This window comes from Mycobacterium sp. GA-0227b, assembly GCF_001499855.1.
Taxonomy (GTDB): domain Bacteria; phylum Actinomycetota; class Actinomycetes; order Mycobacteriales; family Mycobacteriaceae; genus Mycobacterium.
This window is the reverse complement of the sequence record NZ_LQIK01000032.1, coordinates 235021-254934: the sequence shown is the minus strand read 5'-3', so window position 1 is coordinate 254934 and position 19914 is coordinate 235021. Positions and strand designations below refer to the sequence as shown.

The window sequence follows — 19914 nt, the reverse complement described above, 5'->3', positions numbered from 1 at the left end:
TCGTCAGTCAGGCCCAGTGCCAGCCTCTCGCGCGAACTCCTCAGCGGCGTCTTGGTCGAGGTCTTTTCGTAGCTCAAATGCTTGGTGCTGTGTGCATTAGCGAAGGTCGGTCTCAAGCTGTACTGCTCCTCATCGTTAGCCACGACTACATGGTGGCTACTGCCTCGGGCTCGGTTCCCGCCAGCAGTTCGCCACCGCAATTAGTCGACGTAGGTAGGGGACGCTACTAAAGTCCTGCCAAGCCTATGCGCGCTTTCGCGGAAGTCAATTTTGATTAATTCTGACAGGATCTGCCATTTTTATGTGGCAGTATCTGCCATTTAATATGGCAGGCTCTGTCACGATGTGCGGCGGCAAAGGTTCGCTGGTAGGCCTGCGGTCCTGCGACCTGCAACGAAGGATTGCTGTTTGCGGAGATTCGCTGAGCGGACAGGCGTGGCCTCGAAGACGAGGACCGGCATCACTCATCGAGCCCGGGGCCGGCGAGCTTCTCGATGAGATCGGCGGCGGCCGCGACGCTTTCGGCGGTGTTGGTCATCTGGGTGGCGACTTCGCGGGCCCGGGTGACGGACTCCGCGGTGAGGACAGTGCGCAGATCCGCCACCAGCGATTCGCGCGTGGTACGCGACAAGCGACGGGCGGTGCCCACCTTCAGCCGCTTCACCCGAGATCCCCAGAGTGTCTGGTCGATGTCCGTTGAAAGGATCAGCGTCGGGACGCCAGCGCGCAGACCGATCGACGTGGTGCCGGTGCCACCGTGGTGCACCAACGCGCGGCAAGCCGGAAAAGCGGCCGCGTAATTCATCGTGTCCACCACCTTGACGTGCTCAGGAGGGGAGACGTCGGTGAAGTCGGATCCAGCGGAGCACACCAACGCCCGCTCGCCCAATTGCGCACAGACCGAGCTGATCATCTCGAGAGTGTCGGCCGGAGACTCCACCCCCACGCTGCCGAAGCCGAAGAAAATAGGTGGTGGTCCCGCCGAAATCCACGACGCCACATCCTCGTCGGCATCGCTCGGCAAGTCCAACACCAGCGCGCCGACAAATGGCCGTTGACCACCAAATTCGGCCCATTCGGCGGCCAGCCCGGGAAAGCACGCCTCGTCGTAGGCTTGGATTTCCAGCCATCCGTGTTCGGTGATCCGCTGCGGCAAGGGGCCGGTGGCCTTCGGTAGACGTAGTTCGCGGCGCTGTGTGTCGTCGAGCTTCTTGGCCGCGCGCCATCCCAGCCACTCGTACATTTTCATCGTTGAGCGGCCCAACGCCGCCGGCAGGAACGACAGGAAGTGGCTGTTGGCCCGCATCGGAAAGAGATGCACCGTGGCCAGCGGAATGCCGTAGCGCTCCGCGACATTGGCGGCGGGTTGCTCGAAGTTCACGCCGGTGACCAACGCGTCGGCCCAGTCCGCCAGTGAGGTCAGCGTGGCGCCGATCTCGTCCCAACGCTGGATCACGGGGTTCGCGATTTCGCGTCGCATCTGAATCAGCTGTCGCACTTTCCAGAAGTTGCGGAAGAAGTACGTCCAGAATTCGCGGTGCGCTCCCAGGATGGCCTGCACATCCGGTCCGTACGGGACCGCCGCCAGCCCAACCGATTCGACGAAGCGCACCAGATCAGGCGGCGCGGCTATGCGGACGTCGTGGCCCCGACGCTGCAACTCTCGGCCGATGGCGACGCAAGGCTCGACATCGCCACGACTTCCATAGGATGCCAACGCGAACTTCATCGCGGATCCTTGCCTCTCAGCTTCGGCCCCCGTTCAGCGGCCGAAGTTTAACCGATGGCCGCTGCCGATCAGCCGATACGGCGGGTGCGCGCAAAGTTCTCCATCAGATCAGCCGCCGCCGTGACGCTTTCGGCGGGTTTGCTCATTCGAGTCGCGAGTTCGCGGGCCCGGGCGAGGCATTCCGGGGCGAGGATGGTGCGCAGGTCTTCGACGAGTGACTCCCGGGTGGTTGCCGAAAAGCGCCGTGCGGTACCCACTTTGAGTTGTTTGATCCTCGTCCCCCAGATCGTTTGATCGCCCCACGTCGAAAGGACCAACGTGGGGACTCCACTGCGTAGTCCGACGGCCGTGGTCCCCGCGCCACCGTGGTGTACCACAGCGCGGCAGGCGGAAAAGGTGGCGGCGTACGAGACTGCGCCGACGACCTTGACATGGTCCGAATGTGCCACCTGGCTGAAGTCGGTGGCGCCGGAGCAAATCAATGCCCGCTCGCCCAACTCCGCGCAGGCCGCGCTGATCATGGCGACCGTATCGGCGGGAGACTTGACCAGCGTGCTGCCGAAGCCAAACAGAATCGGCGGTGTTCCCGCGGCAATCCACGAGGCGACCTCCTCGTCTGCATCCGTCGCCAACTCTGTCGCCAGCGCGCCGACGAAGGGGCGCTGGCCGCCGAATTTCGCCCATTCGGCAGCCAGCCCGGGGAAACACACCTCGTCATAGGCCTGGATTTCCAGCGATCCGCGCTCGGCAATCCGTCGCGACGCGGGACCCATCACCTTGGGTAATCCCAGTTCGCGCCGCTGTGCGTCCTCGAGCCTTTTCACGGCAGGCCAACCCAGCCACTCGGACACCGTCATTGCGGACCAGGCCAGCGGCGCCGGCAGGACCGGAATGAGCTGACCGTTGGCCCGCATCGGGACGGTGTGCAGCGTGGCCAGCGGAATGTCGTAGTACTCAGCGATGTTCGCGGCGACCTGCTCGGCGATCACCACGGTGAGCAGCAGATCGGCGCCGTCCGCCAGCGACATCAGCGTCGTGCGGGTGTCGTCCCAGCACTGGTCGAAGAGTTCTCGATCTTGGCGCACCAACCTGACCAGCTCCGGGACCTTCCAGAACTTGCGGGACATATGCGTCAACACGTCGCGGTGCAGGTCTTGCCACTTCCGCGCGTCCGGTCCATAAGTAACCGCCGGGAGCCCAGCCGATTCGGCGAAGCCAAGCAGGTCAGGCGCTACGGCCGTGCGCACGTCGTGCCCTCTGCGCAGCAGCTCACGGCCGACGGCGGCGCAGGGCTCGACATCGCCGCGAGTTCCATAACATGCCAGCACGAACTTCATCGCAGGTCTTGGCCTTTCACTACTCCGCGCGGTTTCTCGCCCGGGTCTTCGAACATACGGCAATATATTGACGACCTCGCTGGTTCGTCCCCTGTTACGCGGTTGGGGGCACGCCGATATACGTGCCAGTGAGCGAGAAGTCGTTCAGGGCGCTCGAAAGATCTTGTCGCAGAGATTCATTCGAGTTGGTACAGCCAGGCTCATAAGCGGTGACCGTGACGGAGACCTGCCGCTGCGTAGTTGCCGACAACACGTACAGCACTCCGCCCATGCTGTCCATCAACGCTTTGCTGACGGTCGGATAGGAAACCCTCGCGCCGAAGAGGTCGGCATCCGTGCCGTCTGGCCGGATGACAGCCGGTTCGACCGCCCCCATGCTGGATACGACGACGGTCTTGTCGAAGAGCCTGACAAGCCGCTTGGGCAACAGGCCCAACAAGGGAACGAAGGACATCACCGCCCGCTCGTCGCCGCGCAACTCCTGGTGGCTGGTCAGCGCTTTCTTGACTGCGGCCCGGGTCTCGCGCAGGTCTGTCGTCGCAGAAGCGGGGTCGACGGTGACCGTGAGACTGCTGATCGCGTTGGCGCGCGTATCACCGGCGACGCGCTCGTTGACCAGCAGCTTCATGAGAACTGAGCCGTCTGCGGTGACCCGACCCTTTCGCTGGGCCAGGTTGGCCGCCAATCCCGCAAGCAACGCGTTGCTGGTCCCGCCGAGCGCGTCGGCACGAGCATCCCACTTGTCGACGTTGACGAAAGCCGTTGCCACGGAGGGCGTGACGGGTTCGTCGGCGCCAGTGGGCAGCTTAAGCGGTCTGGTCGACGACGCGGCTCCGGCAGCCTCGCGGCTGGCACGCCGGGCCAGCCGCACCGCGGCAACGGCGCCGCGGCCGAGAGCGGGAATGTCGCGCACGGCCTGACCGGCGTCCTCGCGCAGAGCCTGCCACCGCCGGCGCGACCCAGCAGCAGGCCAGCTGATCGGGGCATCGCGGCCTTCCGCCGCATCCGCAATCGCCGTGAAAAGCCCGATTCCGTCGGTGATGCAGTGCGAGATGACCATACTCACCGCCGCGCCGCCGTCGGTGAAGGGCAGCACCGCAAGATGCCATCCCGGTCCATGCTCGGGATCGATTCGAGTGGTGGCCTGCTCCTCGAACCAGGCGTCGAGCTCTTCACGCGGGCGAGGCGTCGCGACAATCTCAATGTCAGATGGACCCTCAGCTGATACCCAGCGGTGGCGGCCGAACGGCAGTGGTGACGGTTGGATGCGGCGCGCTAGCAATCCCTTCCGAAGGTGATGCTGAAACTTCCGCAGACCGTCGATGTCGACCGGGCGGTTGTACACCCAGAAAGGGTGGGGGATCGACGCGACTCCCGTCGCTCGCTCAGCGTCAAACGTGAACTGGTCAAGCGGATCGAGTACGTTCTCCATTGTCGTACAGTACTTCCGACGACTTCTTCGAAGCGGTACACCGCTGCGAAACATGTGCCGATGAGCTACGGCACACATGGCGATGTAGAGCTGTTCGTTCTGAGCTTGCCAGATCTACCGTTACCATCAGGAACCCCCGCCCTACACTCCATCGCAGCGAGCCATACCACCGGCATCTGAACACTGCGAATGACAGGCTGCCTATTGTGAAGGTCATTCTGAAGTATTCGCCCATCGCGCGGCGCAGCCGCTACGGAGGCGTACGCAGAATGTTGAGAGCGCTGGGGCGAGATCTCGCTTCAGTGACCACTTGGTCGACTGTGGACACCGAGCTGCACAGTGAGATGGCCGAGGTAATCGACCGCGCTCCGAGAGTCCATAAGTTGTCGCACTACTTGCCGATCTACGAAGGTAGCGACATCCGAACCAGCCCGATCAGGATGTTGGAGATCGGCAGCTTCTACGGAGACTCGCTACAGATGTGGCAGGAATACCTTCACCCCGATTCGCTTATCGTTGGAATTGACATTGACTCAAAGTTGTTGAGAATCGCCGATTCAGGAAGCGTTCACGTCCGCATCGGCGGTGAGCATTATCTGTCTTTCCTGAGAGAAGTGGCCGCAGAATTCGGCCCGTTCGATGTCATCATCGATGCCGGAAGCCAAACGAGTTCACGTATGGTGGATTCTTTCCACTGCCTGTTCGAAAATGCGTTGAGCAGCAGTGGCGTTTACGTTTTGGGAGACGTTTATTGTGACTATTGGTCGTTGTACAACGGCTTATCGCTCACCGATTGCGTCAGCGCGTTGATCGATGCCGTGCGTGGCCACTACCAGGTCGCCACCAACATAGCCAACTTCCGAGGTGGTCACCTCGTCGTTGCGCGCCGCGCCGCTGGAGACTTGGCGCGAGGCACCGACCGGTCCTGAGTGGTCATCATCGTAATCTCTCCATTTCCAATATCTCCGATCCTCCGAGTCGATCGACGTGGTCAGTAACGTCAAGAGTGGAGGTCACAGCGACTTGATCTAAACAGATAGTTCATGAGTACAAATTGCGGAAAGCATTCGCTGAGCAATTGTGATCTCAACTGGTTCGGAGGGAAATGGGTCAGGCTAGTTCTCGGAGAATTGTCCTTGGTATACTGTGGTGCTCAAGTACCTAGAACGCGGAAAGATATCGCCCAGTGGCAGCCGTAGACTCTCGTAGTATCGCTGACCGAGAACTGCTGGGTTTCCGCGCGCGCATCGCAGGGAGCAGCGGGTGGGAAATCTCCGGAAGCCTATCCGCAGGGCCTGACTCACACCCATGATCGACAGATACTGCATTAGCCATAAGAGGCCTTTACTGCCTGAAGACTGGTATGACCATTGCATCGCACTTGGGGATTTCCGATCCGAATCTGTGGTTCATGTAAGCCAACTTGATCGGTTCTGGCACGAGGCAAGACCGATAGCGTATGGCGCCGCAGGAACATACGTCTTGCCGATCGCGATCCAGCGGTTCTCCAGCGACGCTGACTTCATTGAAATTTCCAATTACAGGAAGAGAATCCTGCCTTCTGCGGAAGGGCTGGAGTCTTATAAATTCCCAACTCTCAGGGAGCTGAACCTCGAGAACTTTGGAAGGGCAGCCGAGCTATCAGTATTCATCCCGAGAGCTGAGCATGAATTTCTGATCGCGCAGCCTCTGCACGTCAAGAATTCGATACTCGGTCATTACGCAGCGGTTCATCGCCGGCAAGATATTCTCGATTACACATCCCTCGCGGTTGAGATGGGCATACTTGATTCACAGTCCGCGTCGGAATTCTTGGCGGCAAAGCACTTCATTCCTGGCGGCATTGAACTCGGCATCTATCCCAAGGGGTGGTTAGTGCAAACGTTGTCGAGTATCGAACTTCTGGGCAGGGAGTTTCTCAATCGATATGGCAGTCGTGTGAAGAAATACAACGCTTTCCAGATAAGGGCGGTCGGATTTCTCTCGGAGAGACTGGGATCGTTCATTCTGATTCGGCACCTTGTCGAAAAATACTCGAACAACATTCCGGCAGATATTTTTGGGTATATGACGGTGATAGTCGAAGGGGACTCGAGGTACTCCGCCGGATTAACAGATCGGCCGAGGAACCGCTTGGATTCGTATAACCGCAAACATAGGCAAGTCCGGTGAAGGCAGTATTGCTGGCCGGCGGTATGGGGACTCGCCTCAGCGAAGAAACCGCCATCCGCCCCAAACCGATGGTGGAGATCGGCGGGCGGCCGATCCTATGGCATATCATGAAACTCTACTCGCACCACGGTATTCATGATTTCATCGTTTGCTGTGGTTATAAGGGCTACGTCATCAAGGAATATTTCGCGAACTATTTCCTGCACATGTCGGACGTGACTTTTGATATGTCCCTCAACAAGATGGAAGTGCATCGGCACGACGCGGAGCCCTGGCGGGTGACGCTGGTGGATACCGGTGACGACACGCTGACCGGGGGACGCCTCAAGCGCGTGGCCTCCTACATCCAGGACGACGAGGCTTTCTGCTTCACCTACGGTGACGGGCTCAGCGACGTGAACATCGGCGCGAGCATCGAATTCCATCGTCAGCACGGCCGCCACGCCACGGTCACGGCGGTGCTTCCGCCGGGGCGTTACGGGGCGGTCGAGTGCGAGGGCGACCGGGTCGCGCGCTTTGTCGAGAAGCCACGTGGCGATGGCGGCCTCATCAACGGAGGATTTTTCGTCCTGTCGCCCGCGGTACTCGATTACATTGAGGGCGACCAGACCTCTTGGGAGGGGCCGCCTTTGGCACGTCTCGCCGCCGATGGCGAAATGATGGCCTTCGTGCATTCGGGCTTCTGGCAACCGATGGACACGCTTCGAGACAAGAACATGCTCGAAGATCTGTGGAATCGCAGCGAAGCACCCTGGAAATGCTGGCGTTGAACGCTTTCGGAACTGCTTATCGCGGGCGCCGGGTCCTGGTCACTGGCCATACGGGCTTCAAGGGCAGTTGGTTGTGTCTGTGGCTGCACGCGCTCGGCGCTCGCGTCTCCGGGCTGGCTATGGACCCATCGTCCGAGCCCAGCCATTGGGAGCTGTTGAAGCTGGCCATCGACGATCATCGCATCGACATTCGCGACGAAGCAGCCGTCCGTAGGGTTTTCGCCGCGGAGCGGCCGGAGATTGTTTTCCACTTGGCTGCCCAGCCGCTGGTCCGTCGTTCCTACCGCGAGCCAGTCACCACTTGGGCCACCAATGTGATGGGCACGGTACATGTGCTCGAGGCCGCCCAGCACACGCCAGACGTGCGTGCCGTGGTAGTCGTCACGACCGACAAGTGCTACGAGAATCGCGAATGGCCTTGGGCCTACCGAGAACAAGACCGGCTCGGAGGTCAGGACCCCTACAGTGCGTCGAAGGCCGGCGCCGAGCTGGTGGCCGCGAGCTACCGAACCGCGCTGTCGCAACGCCCGTCGGCTCCGCTGGTCGCAACCGCTCGGGGCGGCAACGTGATTGGCGGCGGCGACTGGTCTGAGGACCGACTGATTCCCGACCTAGTACGTTCGGTACTCGCCAACGAACCACTGGTCATACGCTCGCCGCATGCCACGCGCCCCTGGCAACATGTGCTGGATTGCCTCAGCGGCTATCTACTACTTGGCCAGCGGCTCCTGGCCGGCGACAACACTTGTGCCGATGCTTGGAACTTCGGCCCCGACGGGGACGGAAATCGTACGGTCGAGCAGCTGCTCCGAGACCTTGCTCGCACGTGGCCACAGCTTCGGTGGCAAGTCTCATCCGATCCCCAACCACACGAGGCGGGCTTGCTACAACTCGACAGCGCCAAGGCGAAGAGGCATCTGGGATGGCGTCCCGTCTGGAATATCGAGACAGCGGTCCACCGCACGGCCAACTGGTATCACCGATTGCTGGAAGGCGGTGAAGTGTCGAGCGCTGACGAACTGGCCGCCTATGTCGCCGATGCCGCCAACGCAGGCCTGGACTGGGCGAGAGTATGAAGATCCTCGATACCCCACTGGCCGGTCTGAAGATCGTCCAGTCGTTGTGCCACCGGGACAACCGCGGCACCTTCGTCCGCCTGTTCTGCGCTGAGGAACTTCAGCCCCTGCTGGGCGACCGCCAGATCGCACAGATCAACCACTCCACAACCAGCCACGCCGGCGCCGTGCGCGGCCTGCACTTCCAAAGGCCACCACACGCGGAAATGAAGATGATCCGGTGCCTGCGCGGCCGAGTCTGGGATGTCGCGGTGGATCTGCGCGCCGGTTCGCCCACGTTCTTGCATTGGCACGCCGAGGAATTGGCGCAAGATGACGCGAAAATGCTGGTGATACCGGAGGGTTTCGCCCACGGCTTTCAGGCCTTGGAGCCCGCGAGCGAATTGCTGTACCTGCACACAGCCTTCTACCACCCACCATCCGAAGGCGGCCTTCGTCACGACGACCCAAGACTCGCCATCACCTGGCCGTTGCCGCCGCAGGATCTGTCACCTCGTGACCGGGCCCATCCAATGCTGAGCGCCGATTTCACCGCGATTGCGTTATGAAGTGCCGACATTGCGGCGTGCCCTTGGAGCACAGCCTCATCGATCTCGGCTTTGCGCCGCCCGCAAACGCCTACCTGCAAGCCGAGGACCTGTGTTCCCCGGAGATGTACTACCCGTTGCGCGTTCAGGTTTGCCACCGGTGCTGGCTGGTGCAAACCGAAGATTACGCACGCGCGGAGGAGCTGTTCAGCGCCGACTACGCCTACTTCTCCAGCACCTCGAGCAGTTGGCTCGATCACGCGGCCGGCTATGCGCGCACGATCATCGACCGGCTGCAGCTCGGTCCCGAGAGTTTTGTCGTCGAAGTTGCATCCAATGACGGCTACCTGCTGAAAAGTTTCGTGGCAGCGGAGATCCCCTGCCTGGGCATCGAGCCGACGGCAAGCACGGCGGCTGCCGCCGAGGCGCTGGGTATCCCGGTGGCGCGGGAATTCTTCGGCGAGGCGTTAGGACGTCGACTATCGAGCGAAGGACGGCGGGCGGATCTCATCGTCGGCAACAACGTGTACGCCCACGTTCCTGACATCAACGACTTCACCCGCGGGTTGGCCGCGGCGCTGAAGCCGGAAGGCGTTGTCACGCTGGAGTTTCCGCACCTGATGCCGTTGATCGAACGGACCCAGTTCGACACCATCTATCATGAGCACTTCTCCTACCTTTCGCTCACCACGGTGGCCCAGATCTTCGCCATGGCCGGGTTACGTGCGTGGGACGTGGAAGAGTTGCCGACCCACGGCGGAAGCCTGCGCGTCTATGGTTGTCACGCCGCGGCACCGATCTCGACCACAGACTCGGTCAGCTCGCTGCTGGCGCGCGAGGGCCAGTTCGGGTTGACGCGACTCGAGACCTACACGGCCTTCCAGTCGCGGGCCGACCGGGTCAAAGATGACCTCTTGGCTTTCCTCATCGATCAGAAGCGCACCGGTCGGCGCGTCGCGGCCTACGGTGCCGCGGCAAAAGGCAACACCTTGTTGAACTACGCAGGTGTGAGGGCCGACTTGCTGCCCTACGTTTGCGATGCCGCGGAGTCCAAGCAGGGAAAGTTCATGCCAGGCAGCCACATCCCCATCCGCTCCCCCGAGGCACTGCGCGAGAATCCGCCCGACGATGTGATCATCTTGCCCTGGAACATCGCCGATGAGGTGCGGACTCAAATGGCTGATCTTGCCCGCAGCGGCACACGTTTCGTGACGGCAGTCCCCCAGTTGAAGTTCCTGTGAAGAATCTCAGGCCACCCGTCTCAAATACCCGTCCGGCGCCACGGTTATCGCCAGCTTGTGCTGAATGCTCTTGTCGATCTCGAACTCCGAGTGGGTCTTGAGGTATTCCCGAACGGCGGTCTTCGGGTTGTCACCGGGACCCCATGGGCGATCGGGAAAGGTGTTGGCGGGCAAGTCATCAACGTAAGTGTCGAAGACGACGCAGTAGCTGCCCACTGAGGCCAGCGGCGCATAGGCCTCCAGCTCGGCCAGCACGTGCTCATGGGTGTGGTTGCTGTCCAGACACACCATGACGTGCTGGTGGCCGGCAGCTATCTCGCGCACCTGCGCCACCACCTCGGGCGCGATGCTCGAGCCCTCGATCATCTGGATGCGGGAGGCCATGGGGTGCGCGTCGATGGCTGCACGGTTGTGCGCCCGGATGTCGATATCGATGCCCAGCACTTTGCGATTGGACTTGGTCGGATCGAACGTGACACCGGCGTTTATGGCGTCGGTCATGTCCAGCAGCGCCAGCATGGACGCGCTGAATATGATCGATCCGCCGTGGGCGATGCCCGTCTCGATGATCAGGTCCGGACGGACACGCCAGATCAACTCCTGCATGGCGAAAACGTCTTGGGGATACTGGATGATCGGCCGCGACATCCAGAAAAAGTTGTACGAGTACTTGGAAAGCGCCGAGGTATGGATGAATTCGGCCGCCTGCGCTTGGAGGCGGTCGTTGCGTGACATGGCGTCGATCCGGTCTACGACTTCATCTTCAAAATCAGTCACGCCCGGCTCCGGTCGAATCGGATCGGTCTCTCGTCACGTCGCACTCTCCTCCGGACCGGTCGCCACGTCGTTGCGTACGCCGATGGCCCGCGGTGGGTCGAAAATGTTTTCGGGCCGAGCCCCAAAACGTAATAGGTCGCGCCGACCGTACTCGTCGGCGATGCGTTCGGCGAGTTGTCGAACGGTCACCGCTTCACCAGAGCAGATGTTCACCGCGCCCTGCTGGCACCCCAGCGCTACATCGGCGATCATCCCGGCGGCGGCCTTCACGTCGAGGTAGTCACGTTCCTGATCGCCGCGGGTGAGGAGCACTTCTTCGCCCGCCCCCAGTTGTCTGCGAATGTATGAAACCAGCCCCCGCTCATCTTCATCCAAACCTTCTCCATGCACGTTGAAGATCCGACACCAGGCGAAGCTGACGCTCGTGGTGTCAAAAAAACACCGGAGTACGTGGAAGGCGGACGCCTTGCATGCGCCATACAAAGTGTTCGGCACCAACGGGGTATCGGTCGCCATCAGGTCTGCGGAAGGGTCGTACTCCGCGAACGTTCCGACACCAACGAATCGCTTGCCCCCGACTGTGGCGAACGCGGACGCGAGGTCGAGTGTGCCGGTAAGGCAGGCCAGGTTCAACCGCGACGTGTAATGACCGGGCTCCCCATGCCAAGCCGCATGCACCAAGGTTTCCGACCCCTCGAGCAATTCTTCCAATCGGCCCGTTACTTCTGCGAACAGATCGGGCGTCTTCACCACCTCTAGCCGTCCACGTGCCGGGACGTCAGGGAGACGAGACGGATCGCGCACCAGCACCCGCACCGAGCAGCCCCGCTCGAGAAGGTTGCGCAGGATCCGCCTTCCGACGAATCCCGTCGCTCCGGTCAACGTGACAGTCATGGCAGCCTCAGCTTCTGCATTCCGGGTCGGATTCTGCTCGACGAGCGCGCGTGTTGCCTCCGCTTTGCGGCACGAAACCAGATCCCACACCTCACCCGAAAACAGGCGCAGAAAGGGTTTCGTGAATTCGTGGATTGCTGCCCTGGCACAATCGCCCAGGTGACCGCCCGTGATCGTCTTCGGAGCGTTCCGGGTGGACCGCTTCGACCCCACGAGTTGGCGCATGCCGCGGTCATCGGTGGACTCTCTGCGGTCATCGTGATCATTGCCGTGGTGATCCCGTTTGCTAAGTCCTTGGGCGTGCTGGGGATTCTGCTGCCGGGTCTGCTGGCCTACCGCTTCCGCCTTCGGGCCGTGGTCGCGGCAACGGTCACCGGTGGCGTGATTACCTTTCTGATCACCGGCCTGGGCGGCTTTTTTGCGGTTCTGAACTGCGCCAGTGTCGGCGGGTTGGCCGGGTTCGTCAAACGCACGGGTCGAGGCACGCCGACGTTGCTGGGCCTGTCTTTGGTCGTCGGGGTGATCAACGCCGCTTTCTGGGTCGGCGTCTTTGCCGTGTCGACTCAGCTGCGGCAGTTGATGTTCGTGGTGATCACCGCGACGGTGGACGGCATCGCTGCCTTCCTGTCGTGGGTGCACCTGCAGGGGCTCGGCGCGGCGATACAGCGGTACCTCGCCGAGGGGCTCGACCACTGGCCGTTGCTGCTCTTCGGCTATCTCGTCCTCGGTTCCGCGATCGCATGTTTGATCGCGTGGTCGGTGCTGTCCAGGGTGTTGGACCGGCTCCGCGACATCATGCCCGGGGGCTACGAACTGGACGCTGCGGAGCCCAGCGCGCACGCGTCCCAGGAAGTTCCGATCGCGCCGGTGCCGGTGCGGTTGGACAAGGTGCGGTTCCGCTATCCGGGCGCGGCGAAAGACGCGCTCTGCGACGTCAGCCTGGACGTGCATCCCGGCGAACACGTCGCCATTACCGGCGCGAACGGTTCCGGCAAGACCACGTTGATGCAGATTCTGGCCGGCCGGGAACCGACCTCGGGTTCGGTGGACCGGCCCGGCGCGGTGGGTCTGGGCCAGATGGGCGGCACCGCGCTTGTCCTGCAGCACGCGAAAAGCCAAGTCCTGGGCACAAGGGTCATCGACGATGTGATCTGGGGACTACCACCGGGTACCGATGTCGACGTCGCCCGGTTGCTCAGCGAGGTCGGGCTGGCGGGTTTCGCCGAACACGAGACCGGCAGCCTATCCGGAGGGGAACTGCAGCGCCTTGCGTTGGCAGCGGCGCTCGCCCGGGAACCGGCACTCCTGATCGCCGACGAGGTCACAGCAATGGTTGACCAACCGGGTCGCGACGCGCTGCTGCGTGTGCTGTCCGGTCTCACCACACGGCACCGGACGGCTCTGGTGCACATCACCCACGACGACAACGCGGCCGCGTGCGCCGACCGGACGGTCAACCTCAGCGATTCACTGGATGACACCGGCGAAGTCGAAACAGCCGTGCCAACCGCAGTGCCCACCATCGCGGTCAAGAACTGCTCGCACGTGCCGGTACTGGAACTCGTCGGTGTCGGACACGAATACGGCAGTGGCACACCGTGGGCCAAGACCGCCCTGCGCGATATCAACTTCGTGGTGGAGCAAGGAGACGGGGTCTTGATCCACGGTGGGAACGGCTCGGGTAAGTCGACGCTGGCATGGATCATGGCCGGGTTGACGGTTCCCACCTCCGGCGTCTGCCTGATTGATGGCGAACCCGCCTACGAGCACGTCGGCGCGGTGGCGTTGTCGTTCCAAGCGGCCCGGCTCCAGTTGATGCGCAGCTTCGTCGGCTTGGAAGTTGCGTCCGCAGCAGGCTTTTCGCACCACGACGAAGACCGCGTGGCGGCAGCGCTGGCGTCCGTCGGGTTGGGGCCCGCGTTCGCCGATCGGCGCATCGACCAGCTCAGCGGGGGCCAAATGCGCCGTGTGGTGCTTGCCGGGCTGTTGGCGCGATCCCCGAGAGCGTTGATTCTCGACGAGCCGCTGGCAGGCCTGGACACGACCGGCCAACGAGGCCTGCTGCAGCTGCTGGCCAGCCTGCGCCGTGAACAGGGTCTGACGGTGGTGGCCGTTTCGCATGACCCCGTCGGGCTGGAGGACATTTGTCCGCGGATCCTGCATTTACACAATGGCGTACTGGAAACGGCCTCGTCCGCGGCGGGGAGTGGGCTGTGACGGCAACCTCCTCTGGCCACAGCCCGACCAAGGGCCCGACCAGGCGATCTCCTCGTCGGGGTCTGTTACTGGTTCCGGTGCCCGGAAGATCGCCGATCCACAATTTGTGGGCAGGCACCAAACTGCTTGTTGTCCTTTGGTTTTCGGTGCTGCTGTGGTTTTATCCCGGCTGGGTGATGATCGGGATGGTGTGGATTCTGGTGCTGACCGCGGCCCGGGTCGCCCGCATTCCGCGTGGCGCTCTGCCGTCGCGGCCTCGTCGGCTGTGGATTCTGATCGCGTTGGCTGTCGTGTTTGCGACGCTGGCCGGCGGTAGTCCGGTGATCTCGGTGGGCGGAGTCGACATCGCACTCGGTGGTGCGTTGCACGCCCTGCGGGCCGCCCTGCTGGCGTTCGGCCTGATCGGGCTGGCGGCGATGGTGTCCTGGACCACCAACGTCTCCGAAATCGTTCCTGCAATAACGACATTGGCCCGCCCGTTCACCTATTTGCGAATCCCCGTACGCGAATGGGCGGTGGCCTTGGCGCTCGGGCTGCGCGCCTTCCCAATGCTGATCGACGAGTTCCAGACCCTCTACGCGGCCCATCGGTTACGGTCAAGGCAGCCGCAGCCAAATCGTAAGGCCCGTCGTCGACAGCAGGCGCGAGACGTGATCGACCTGATCGCTGCGGCCCTGGCCATGACTATGCGACGCGCCGACGAAATGGGCGACGCAATAACCGCTCGCGGCGGAACCGGGCAGTTCTCTGCCGCTCCGGCGCGGCCGAAACTGGCGGACTGGGTGACCCTCGCGATCGCTGCGGTCGCCGGTGGTAGCGCGGTCGCGGTCGAGACCATTCTCCACATCAGCCAGTAACTGGGCCTGGCTCGCCCCAGACCGGTGTCCTCGCGTGCCCTTCGTCTGAGATGGAGCGCTCGACAAGGTAGCGTTCCCCGCCGTGTGGAGTTCGCTGCTGGGACTGGCGTTTCTGGTGGCGATCAATCCGGTGCTTCTCGCGGTCATCCTTCTGATGGTCTCCCGGCCACGGCCCGTGCGAAACCTGCTGGCCTACTGGGTCGGCGGCATGATCATGTATCTCTCCTGCCTGCTGCTTCCGCTGATGGTGCTGCACCTGATACCGGCATTCGCGTCGTTTTCGCAAGAGATGACCGTGCCCGCCACGTCGGCAAGCGCCGCCGCCCGGCACATTCAGCTCGGCATGGGAACGCTCATGCTCCTGATCGCAGCGGTGATAACCGTGCGGTCCTTCGCGCGTCAGCGGGCGTCCGTGCCGGCCCCGGGCGGCAACACACCAACCGCAACGTCACCCCTGGGGCCGCTGGGTGCTGCCGCCGCTGAGGGCGGATCGGCGATCCGCCGGCTGCTCGGCCGCCTCCAAAATGCGTGGGACGACGGATCCTTGTGGGTCGCCTTCGTGTTCGGGCTCCTCGGGTTGCCGCCTCCGTTGCTGGTGCTATTCGTAGGTGCCACCATCGTTGGCTCAGGAGCCGGGATCGGCACGCAGGTCTTCGCGGTCATCGTGTTCGTCATCGCGGTGTTTTCAGTCGTCGAGATCGCTCTGCTCAGCTATCTGGTCGCGCCGACGAAAACCCAAGCGATACTGCAACCGCTGCATGACTGGGCGCTGGCTCACCGTCGGCATGTGCTGGTAGCCATCTTTACCCTGGTCGGGCTCTTCACGGTGGGCAAGGGCATCGGCATCTTCTGAGCTGTTGAATATGAGCGGCCTTCAGCTGGGGCAGCTCACGCCCAAGGCCCGCGGCGCCGGTGAGCTATAGCGAGGGCCTCGTAGGCGAGGCTCACGATGGACGGCCGGACAAGCCAGTTGAACTTGTGGAGGCGGTGGAAATTTTCCAACGCCATCCGGAATCCGTATTCGTTCTCCCGGTACTGCTCGAAAACGCGATCCAGCGCGGACTGATTCAAAGACTCGTCCCGCGCCGCCGCGCGCAGTGTGTCGTAGACCGTGGAAATCCAACCTGTGCCGAAGGGCGCAGTCACCGGGCCACTCTGTCGCTGGCGGTGGAGGTCAGGTTTGAGGAACTCGTCGATGGCGCGCTCGTTGTCGGTGTTGAGATCGATCGGCAGCGCCGCGGAAATCCGCTTTACTTCCCTGCGCCAATCGTCAAGGAGGTTGGGGTACTCGACGAATACCCTTGGCAGGTTTCGTGTGTTTCGCTCTGCCAGCAGATTGGCTTTCAGCCACAGGGCGGCCGCGAGCTCCGGTGAGGCCCCATTGAACCTCGCAAGCGACTTGGCAACCTCCTGCGGATGGCGCACCGTGATCACGGCCGCGACGTCGAATCCGGCATGACGCGCCGCCTCGAACCACATGTCCGACAGTGCCGTTATATGTAGGTCCTTGATGACAACCAGCGGCGCGGCCGGCAATGTGGTGAGGAACGCGCTGATCTTGGCGACGCTTGCGGCCTTCTCGTCGGTGTCGAACGCGCCTTCCTCCTGCAAGCGCAATGTCGGGTCGAACCATTCGCTTCCATGGCGGCGCAAGATACCGATGTTGATCCGGTGCGACGCGCGCGGCTCCCAATAGCCGAGTGGATTGGAAGCGTTGGCTCCCGCCAGGCCGGGCGGGAGCGCAGCGCCGCACAGTGAGAGCATCCGCGTGAGCGCCGACGTGCCCGAGCGGGTCACGCCCAGGACGAACAGAGCAACCGGGCGAGCCGCAGCACCCGCGGGCTGCTGCGCCGGGCTCACCGGCAAAACTCTGTGCTCGGAACCACGTGCGCCGCACCGGTCGTGGCAGTGTAGGGGCCGCTTGTCACGGCACCAGGATAACGGTGGATCGGGTCAAACTGGCCTCTTTAGCGTGAATACCCTTCTGCTATGGGCGATTTGGTCGCCGCTCACAGCATGAGACGAGTGCGCCGCTTAGGCCCATCAAACCGGTATTCAAGACAAGTTCCGCGTCGCACTTCGACTTCGGTTCTGGTCGGCGGCTCCGCTATCAGCGACTCGCCCTGCCTTATCGGGCCCGCATGACGAACCCTGCTTGGTCACCGCGGCCTAGCCGATTGAGCCGATCTGCGCTCTTTTCCCACTCCCAAATTTGCTTCGGACTAAACAGTCGAAGAATCTTCGTGTCGGTCACGGCAACCCCTCGCCTATATGCTTCGCTCCCCATGAACTGGCCTAAATTCGAATCGTCAAATGTCTGCTCCACGACCAGCCCGGCCTTCTCCGCCGCCAATGCCATTGCCCTTCGAGAAGGCACGACGAAATGCCGAGGAGCGTCGATCTGCACCCAATCCGCTAAATAAGTTTTCCACGCTTCGGATGAGGTCGTCGGCGTGCGAGCCAGACAGATGCCGTCAGCAGCGAGCTTTTCGGATGCCGTTTTGAGCGCCGCGATCGGGTTGGGGACGTGTTCGAGCGAATGATTGAACATTATGAGATCGAATTCGCCGGTCACTTCGCTCAAATGCCCCTTTTTCAGCCGCACCCCTTGAGGCGTCTCACGGTCGGCTGTGATGAACGGATCCGTACCAAGCAAGTTGGTGAACCCCACTCTGGCCAACCGGTCGAGGAGCGCACCGCCACCACATCCCACGTCCAGAATTCGCGCGTCCGACTTGAGCTGAAGCTGAGCGAGAATTCCGGCGACGTCTCCGCCGAGAAGTGCGCGAAGGATGCCGTCGGGCAGCCGCCTCGTCAGTAGCGCACCGGCGAACCCGCCGCCTACACCCAATTTTTTGCGGTCTTGCTGTGTGATGAGCCATCGAGACAGCCGCGCACCGCCGGGCTTGTATGAGTAGTAATCCGTCGCATAATGGCGCTGGAGCTCGTCACCCTCAAGCAAATTCACAATTTGTAATGTCTCGCATGCTTCGCAGAAGTAGTATTCAAAATGCTCCCGAGTTCCGAACATCATTTCGCGAACCCAGATAGTCTTATGAGGGCCAACCGATCCGCATATTCGGCAGTCTTTACTAATCTCGTTAACGGGGTCGATCCTCGAGCCAACCGATTGCTGCGCGCCCTGTGTATCGATGGGTGAAGCGGTCCATCCGATGAAAGGTCGCTCCGCCTCGCACATCGTGACCTACCTTCGCAGAATTCCGACCGCCCCGCGACGCGGGACGCTATAACGCGCCTGAACCGTGGCGTATTCTCCGCCAAGAGGACTGATCAGAGGTAGACACTAAGCGTTGCCACAGACGATGTCCAGGCCGACTTAAGCGACTGACGCATACCGACGCAGTATCGGCGGCCCGATCCCGAATCCGGCTAATCACATCGGATTCCGAGGCCGCTAACGATAAAGTGCCCTCGCTAAGACAGCGCGCGGCGGTTTCCGCCCCGGATAGTGCGACCAAATAGGCATTCACCGCGATAGCGCCGGGTCACCGTCTATCCTGCGGCCATGGATGAGCGGCTGGACAATCGTCTTGCGTTGGTGGACCAGGCCTTGTTCGCGGGGCATCGCGCCGCTGGACTGAACCTGGTGATCCAAGTCGTGTGGCTCTATGAGCGCGCGATCGACTTCGACGGACTAGAGCGTTTTCACCACCATCTCGGACAAGGGTTGGTGGGACGGCGTATCGAGCGTTCGCCGCTGCCGTTCGCCCGGCATCGGTGGGTAACAGATCGGGGTCCATCGGACATCGATGTCGCCGAACGCGCCCGTCCGCGCACCGAACTCAGCGACTGGGCTGATGAACGCTCGCAGCTTCCTGTTGATCCGGAATGCGGCCCCGGCTGGCATCTCGGCGTCCTTCCCCTTGCCGACGGTGCGACCGCGGTCAGCCTGGTGCTCTCTCACTACGTGGTCGACGGCATCGGGCTCCATCAGGTGGTAGCTGACGCGGTTCGGGGAAACCCTGCCAATCTTGGTTATCCACCGTCGCATTCACGCCCTCGGCGCCGCGCGGTGTTTCAGGACGCCCGCGAAACGGCACGGGAGGCGCCTGAGGTCGGGCGGGCGCTTGTCGCGGCGGCAAGGCTGGCCCGCCATGCACGGCGGGATGCTGCCCGATCAACGGCCTCGCCAGCACCCGTCGCCCTGCGCGCAGTCGACGGCGATGATGCGGTCGTCGTGCCGGCTGTCTCGATCCAAATCGACCTGGCCGAGTGGGATGCCCGCGCAACGGCTCTCGGTGCAACCGGTAAAACGCTGATCGCAGCCTTGGGTGCGAAACTCGCCGAGCGCATGGGGCGCCGTCGCGCCGGCGACGGCTTCGTCACCTTGCACCTCCCCATGAACGAACGCACGGAGGGTGATACGCGTGCCAATGCAATGTCGATTGCGAGCGTGAGCGTCGACCCGACACGCGTAACGACGGAACTCGATGACCTCCGCGCTGCCATCAAGCAGGCACTGAACACCCTGCGGGAGACGCCGGATGAGACGCTTCAGTTGCGGTCACTGGTCCCGTTCACGCCGAAACTCGCGTTGAAGCGGATGGTCGATGCGGGGCTCGCCGACCCCGATGCCCCCGCGCTTTGCTCGAACCTCGACGAGTTCGACCCGATTGTGTACCGTCCCGATGGCACCGACGGTGAGATCATTCTGACGCGAGCCACAGCGCAAGGCGTAACGCGACAGTGGCTCGAGTTGACGGGGGGTCAGATGGCTCTGCAGTCGTGGCGCGTCGCAGGCGGCTCCAAGATCTACTTCACCGTGAACGCCTACCAACCGGGCGTGGTTGACACCAAGCCCGCTTTGCACGAGCTGATTGCGAAGACGTTGGCCGAGTTCGAGCTGACCGGCCATATGTACTGA

The 19914-nt window shown here is 62.4% G+C and carries 17 protein-coding genes and 1 pseudogene; 11 read left to right on the top strand and 7 right to left on the bottom strand.

What is annotated here, in order from left to right; genetic code table 11:
• Positions 1–460: 460 nt before the first annotated feature.
• The 3 genes from AU185_RS21920 to AU185_RS21910 form a co-directional block, all read right to left on the bottom strand.
• Positions 461–1729, bottom strand: coding sequence for a glycosyltransferase (locus tag AU185_RS21920; protein WP_059098203.1), 1269 nt, complete (start codon positions 1727–1729; stop codon positions 461–463).
• A gap of 68 nt (positions 1730–1797) precedes the next feature.
• On the bottom strand, positions 1798–3066 hold the full coding sequence (locus AU185_RS21915; RefSeq protein WP_059098204.1) for a glycosyltransferase: 1269 nt from the start codon (positions 3064–3066) through the stop codon (positions 1798–1800).
• A 94-nt stretch (positions 3067–3160) separates the two neighbouring features.
• Positions 3161–4498 carry a wax ester/triacylglycerol synthase domain-containing protein gene (locus tag AU185_RS21910; protein WP_059098205.1) on the bottom strand — a complete coding sequence of 446 codons (1338 nt, stop codon included), beginning with the start codon at positions 4496–4498 and terminating at the stop codon, positions 3161–3163.
• 206 nt (positions 4499–4704) lie between these two features.
• On the opposite strand from AU185_RS21910, the gene AU185_RS21905 reads away from it, so the two are divergent.
• From AU185_RS21905 to AU185_RS21880, 6 genes are all read left to right on the top strand, one after another.
• Positions 4705–5427, top strand: a complete 723-nt coding sequence (locus AU185_RS21905) for an O-methyltransferase (protein WP_156425629.1) — start codon at positions 4705–4707, stop codon at positions 5425–5427.
• A 379-nt stretch (positions 5428–5806) separates the two neighbouring features.
• Positions 5807–6670 carry a hypothetical protein gene (locus tag AU185_RS21900; RefSeq protein WP_156425628.1) on the top strand — a complete coding sequence of 288 codons (864 nt, stop codon included), beginning with the start codon at positions 5807–5809 and terminating at the stop codon, positions 6668–6670.
• Positions 6667–7440, top strand: a complete 774-nt coding sequence (rfbF, locus tag AU185_RS21895; protein ID WP_059098208.1) for a glucose-1-phosphate cytidylyltransferase — start codon at positions 6667–6669, stop codon at positions 7438–7440. Before AU185_RS21900 ends, rfbF begins: the two co-directional genes overlap by 4 nt.
• Complete coding sequence (gene rfbG / locus AU185_RS21890) at positions 7428–8516, top strand: CDP-glucose 4,6-dehydratase (protein WP_231740235.1); 1089 nt, start codon at positions 7428–7430, stop codon at positions 8514–8516. The genes rfbF and rfbG overlap by 13 nt, the downstream gene beginning before the upstream one ends.
• A complete protein-coding gene (locus AU185_RS21885; protein ID WP_059098209.1) occupies positions 8513–9064 on the top strand; it encodes a dTDP-4-dehydrorhamnose 3,5-epimerase family protein in 552 nt (183 codons plus the stop codon). Before rfbG ends, AU185_RS21885 begins: the two co-directional genes overlap by 4 nt.
• Complete coding sequence (locus AU185_RS21880; protein WP_172800173.1) at positions 9061–10284, top strand: class I SAM-dependent methyltransferase; 1224 nt, start codon at positions 9061–9063, stop codon at positions 10282–10284. Before AU185_RS21885 ends, AU185_RS21880 begins: the two co-directional genes overlap by 4 nt.
• Positions 10285–10290: 6 nt before the next feature.
• Here AU185_RS21880 and AU185_RS21875 read toward each other — a convergent pair whose 3' ends face one another.
• Together AU185_RS21875 and AU185_RS21870 are read right to left on the bottom strand one after the other, a co-directional pair.
• Positions 10291–11061, bottom strand: coding sequence for a cephalosporin hydroxylase family protein (locus AU185_RS21875; RefSeq protein ID WP_059098211.1), 771 nt, complete (start codon positions 11059–11061; stop codon positions 10291–10293).
• Between the two features lie 33 nt (positions 11062–11094).
• Positions 11095–11955 carry an NAD-dependent epimerase/dehydratase family protein gene (locus AU185_RS21870; RefSeq protein WP_059098449.1) on the bottom strand — a complete coding sequence of 287 codons (861 nt, stop codon included), beginning with the start codon at positions 11953–11955 and terminating at the stop codon, positions 11095–11097.
• A 948-nt stretch (positions 11956–12903) separates the two neighbouring features.
• On the opposite strand from AU185_RS21870, the pseudogene AU185_RS25915 reads away from it, so the two are divergent.
• The 4 genes and pseudogenes from AU185_RS25915 to AU185_RS21855 all read left to right on the top strand — a co-directional run.
• Positions 12904–13224: pseudogene (locus AU185_RS25915) on the top strand (ATP-binding cassette domain-containing protein); the annotation flags it as partial.
• Between the two features lie 60 nt (positions 13225–13284).
• A complete protein-coding gene (locus AU185_RS25910; protein WP_502687741.1) occupies positions 13285–14172 on the top strand; it encodes an ABC transporter ATP-binding protein in 888 nt (295 codons plus the stop codon).
• A complete protein-coding gene (locus AU185_RS21860; protein ID WP_059098212.1) occupies positions 14169–15029 on the top strand; it encodes a CbiQ family ECF transporter T component in 861 nt (286 codons plus the stop codon). The genes AU185_RS25910 and AU185_RS21860 overlap by 4 nt, the downstream gene beginning before the upstream one ends.
• An 82-nt stretch (positions 15030–15111) precedes the next feature.
• Positions 15112–15882, top strand: coding sequence for a GAP family protein (locus AU185_RS21855; RefSeq protein WP_059098213.1), 771 nt, complete (start codon positions 15112–15114; stop codon positions 15880–15882).
• Positions 15883–15917: 35 nt separating this feature from the next.
• Here the strand turns inward: AU185_RS21855 and AU185_RS21850 are convergent, their stop codons facing one another.
• Together AU185_RS21850 and AU185_RS21845 are read right to left on the bottom strand one after the other, a co-directional pair.
• The gene (locus tag AU185_RS21850) at positions 15918–16826 is read right to left on the bottom strand and encodes a sulfotransferase family protein (protein WP_059098214.1); all 909 of its coding nucleotides are present in this window, start codon (positions 16824–16826) and stop codon (positions 15918–15920) included.
• 331 nt (positions 16827–17157) lie between these two features.
• Positions 17158–18063 carry a class I SAM-dependent methyltransferase gene (locus AU185_RS21845; protein ID WP_059098215.1) on the bottom strand — a complete coding sequence of 302 codons (906 nt, stop codon included), beginning with the start codon at positions 18061–18063 and terminating at the stop codon, positions 17158–17160.
• A gap of 492 nt (positions 18064–18555) precedes the next feature.
• Between AU185_RS21845 and AU185_RS21840 the strand changes: the two genes are divergently transcribed.
• Positions 18556–19914: a hypothetical protein gene (locus AU185_RS21840; protein ID WP_156425626.1), complete on the top strand. Its 1359-nt coding sequence runs from the start codon at positions 18556–18558 to the stop codon at positions 19912–19914.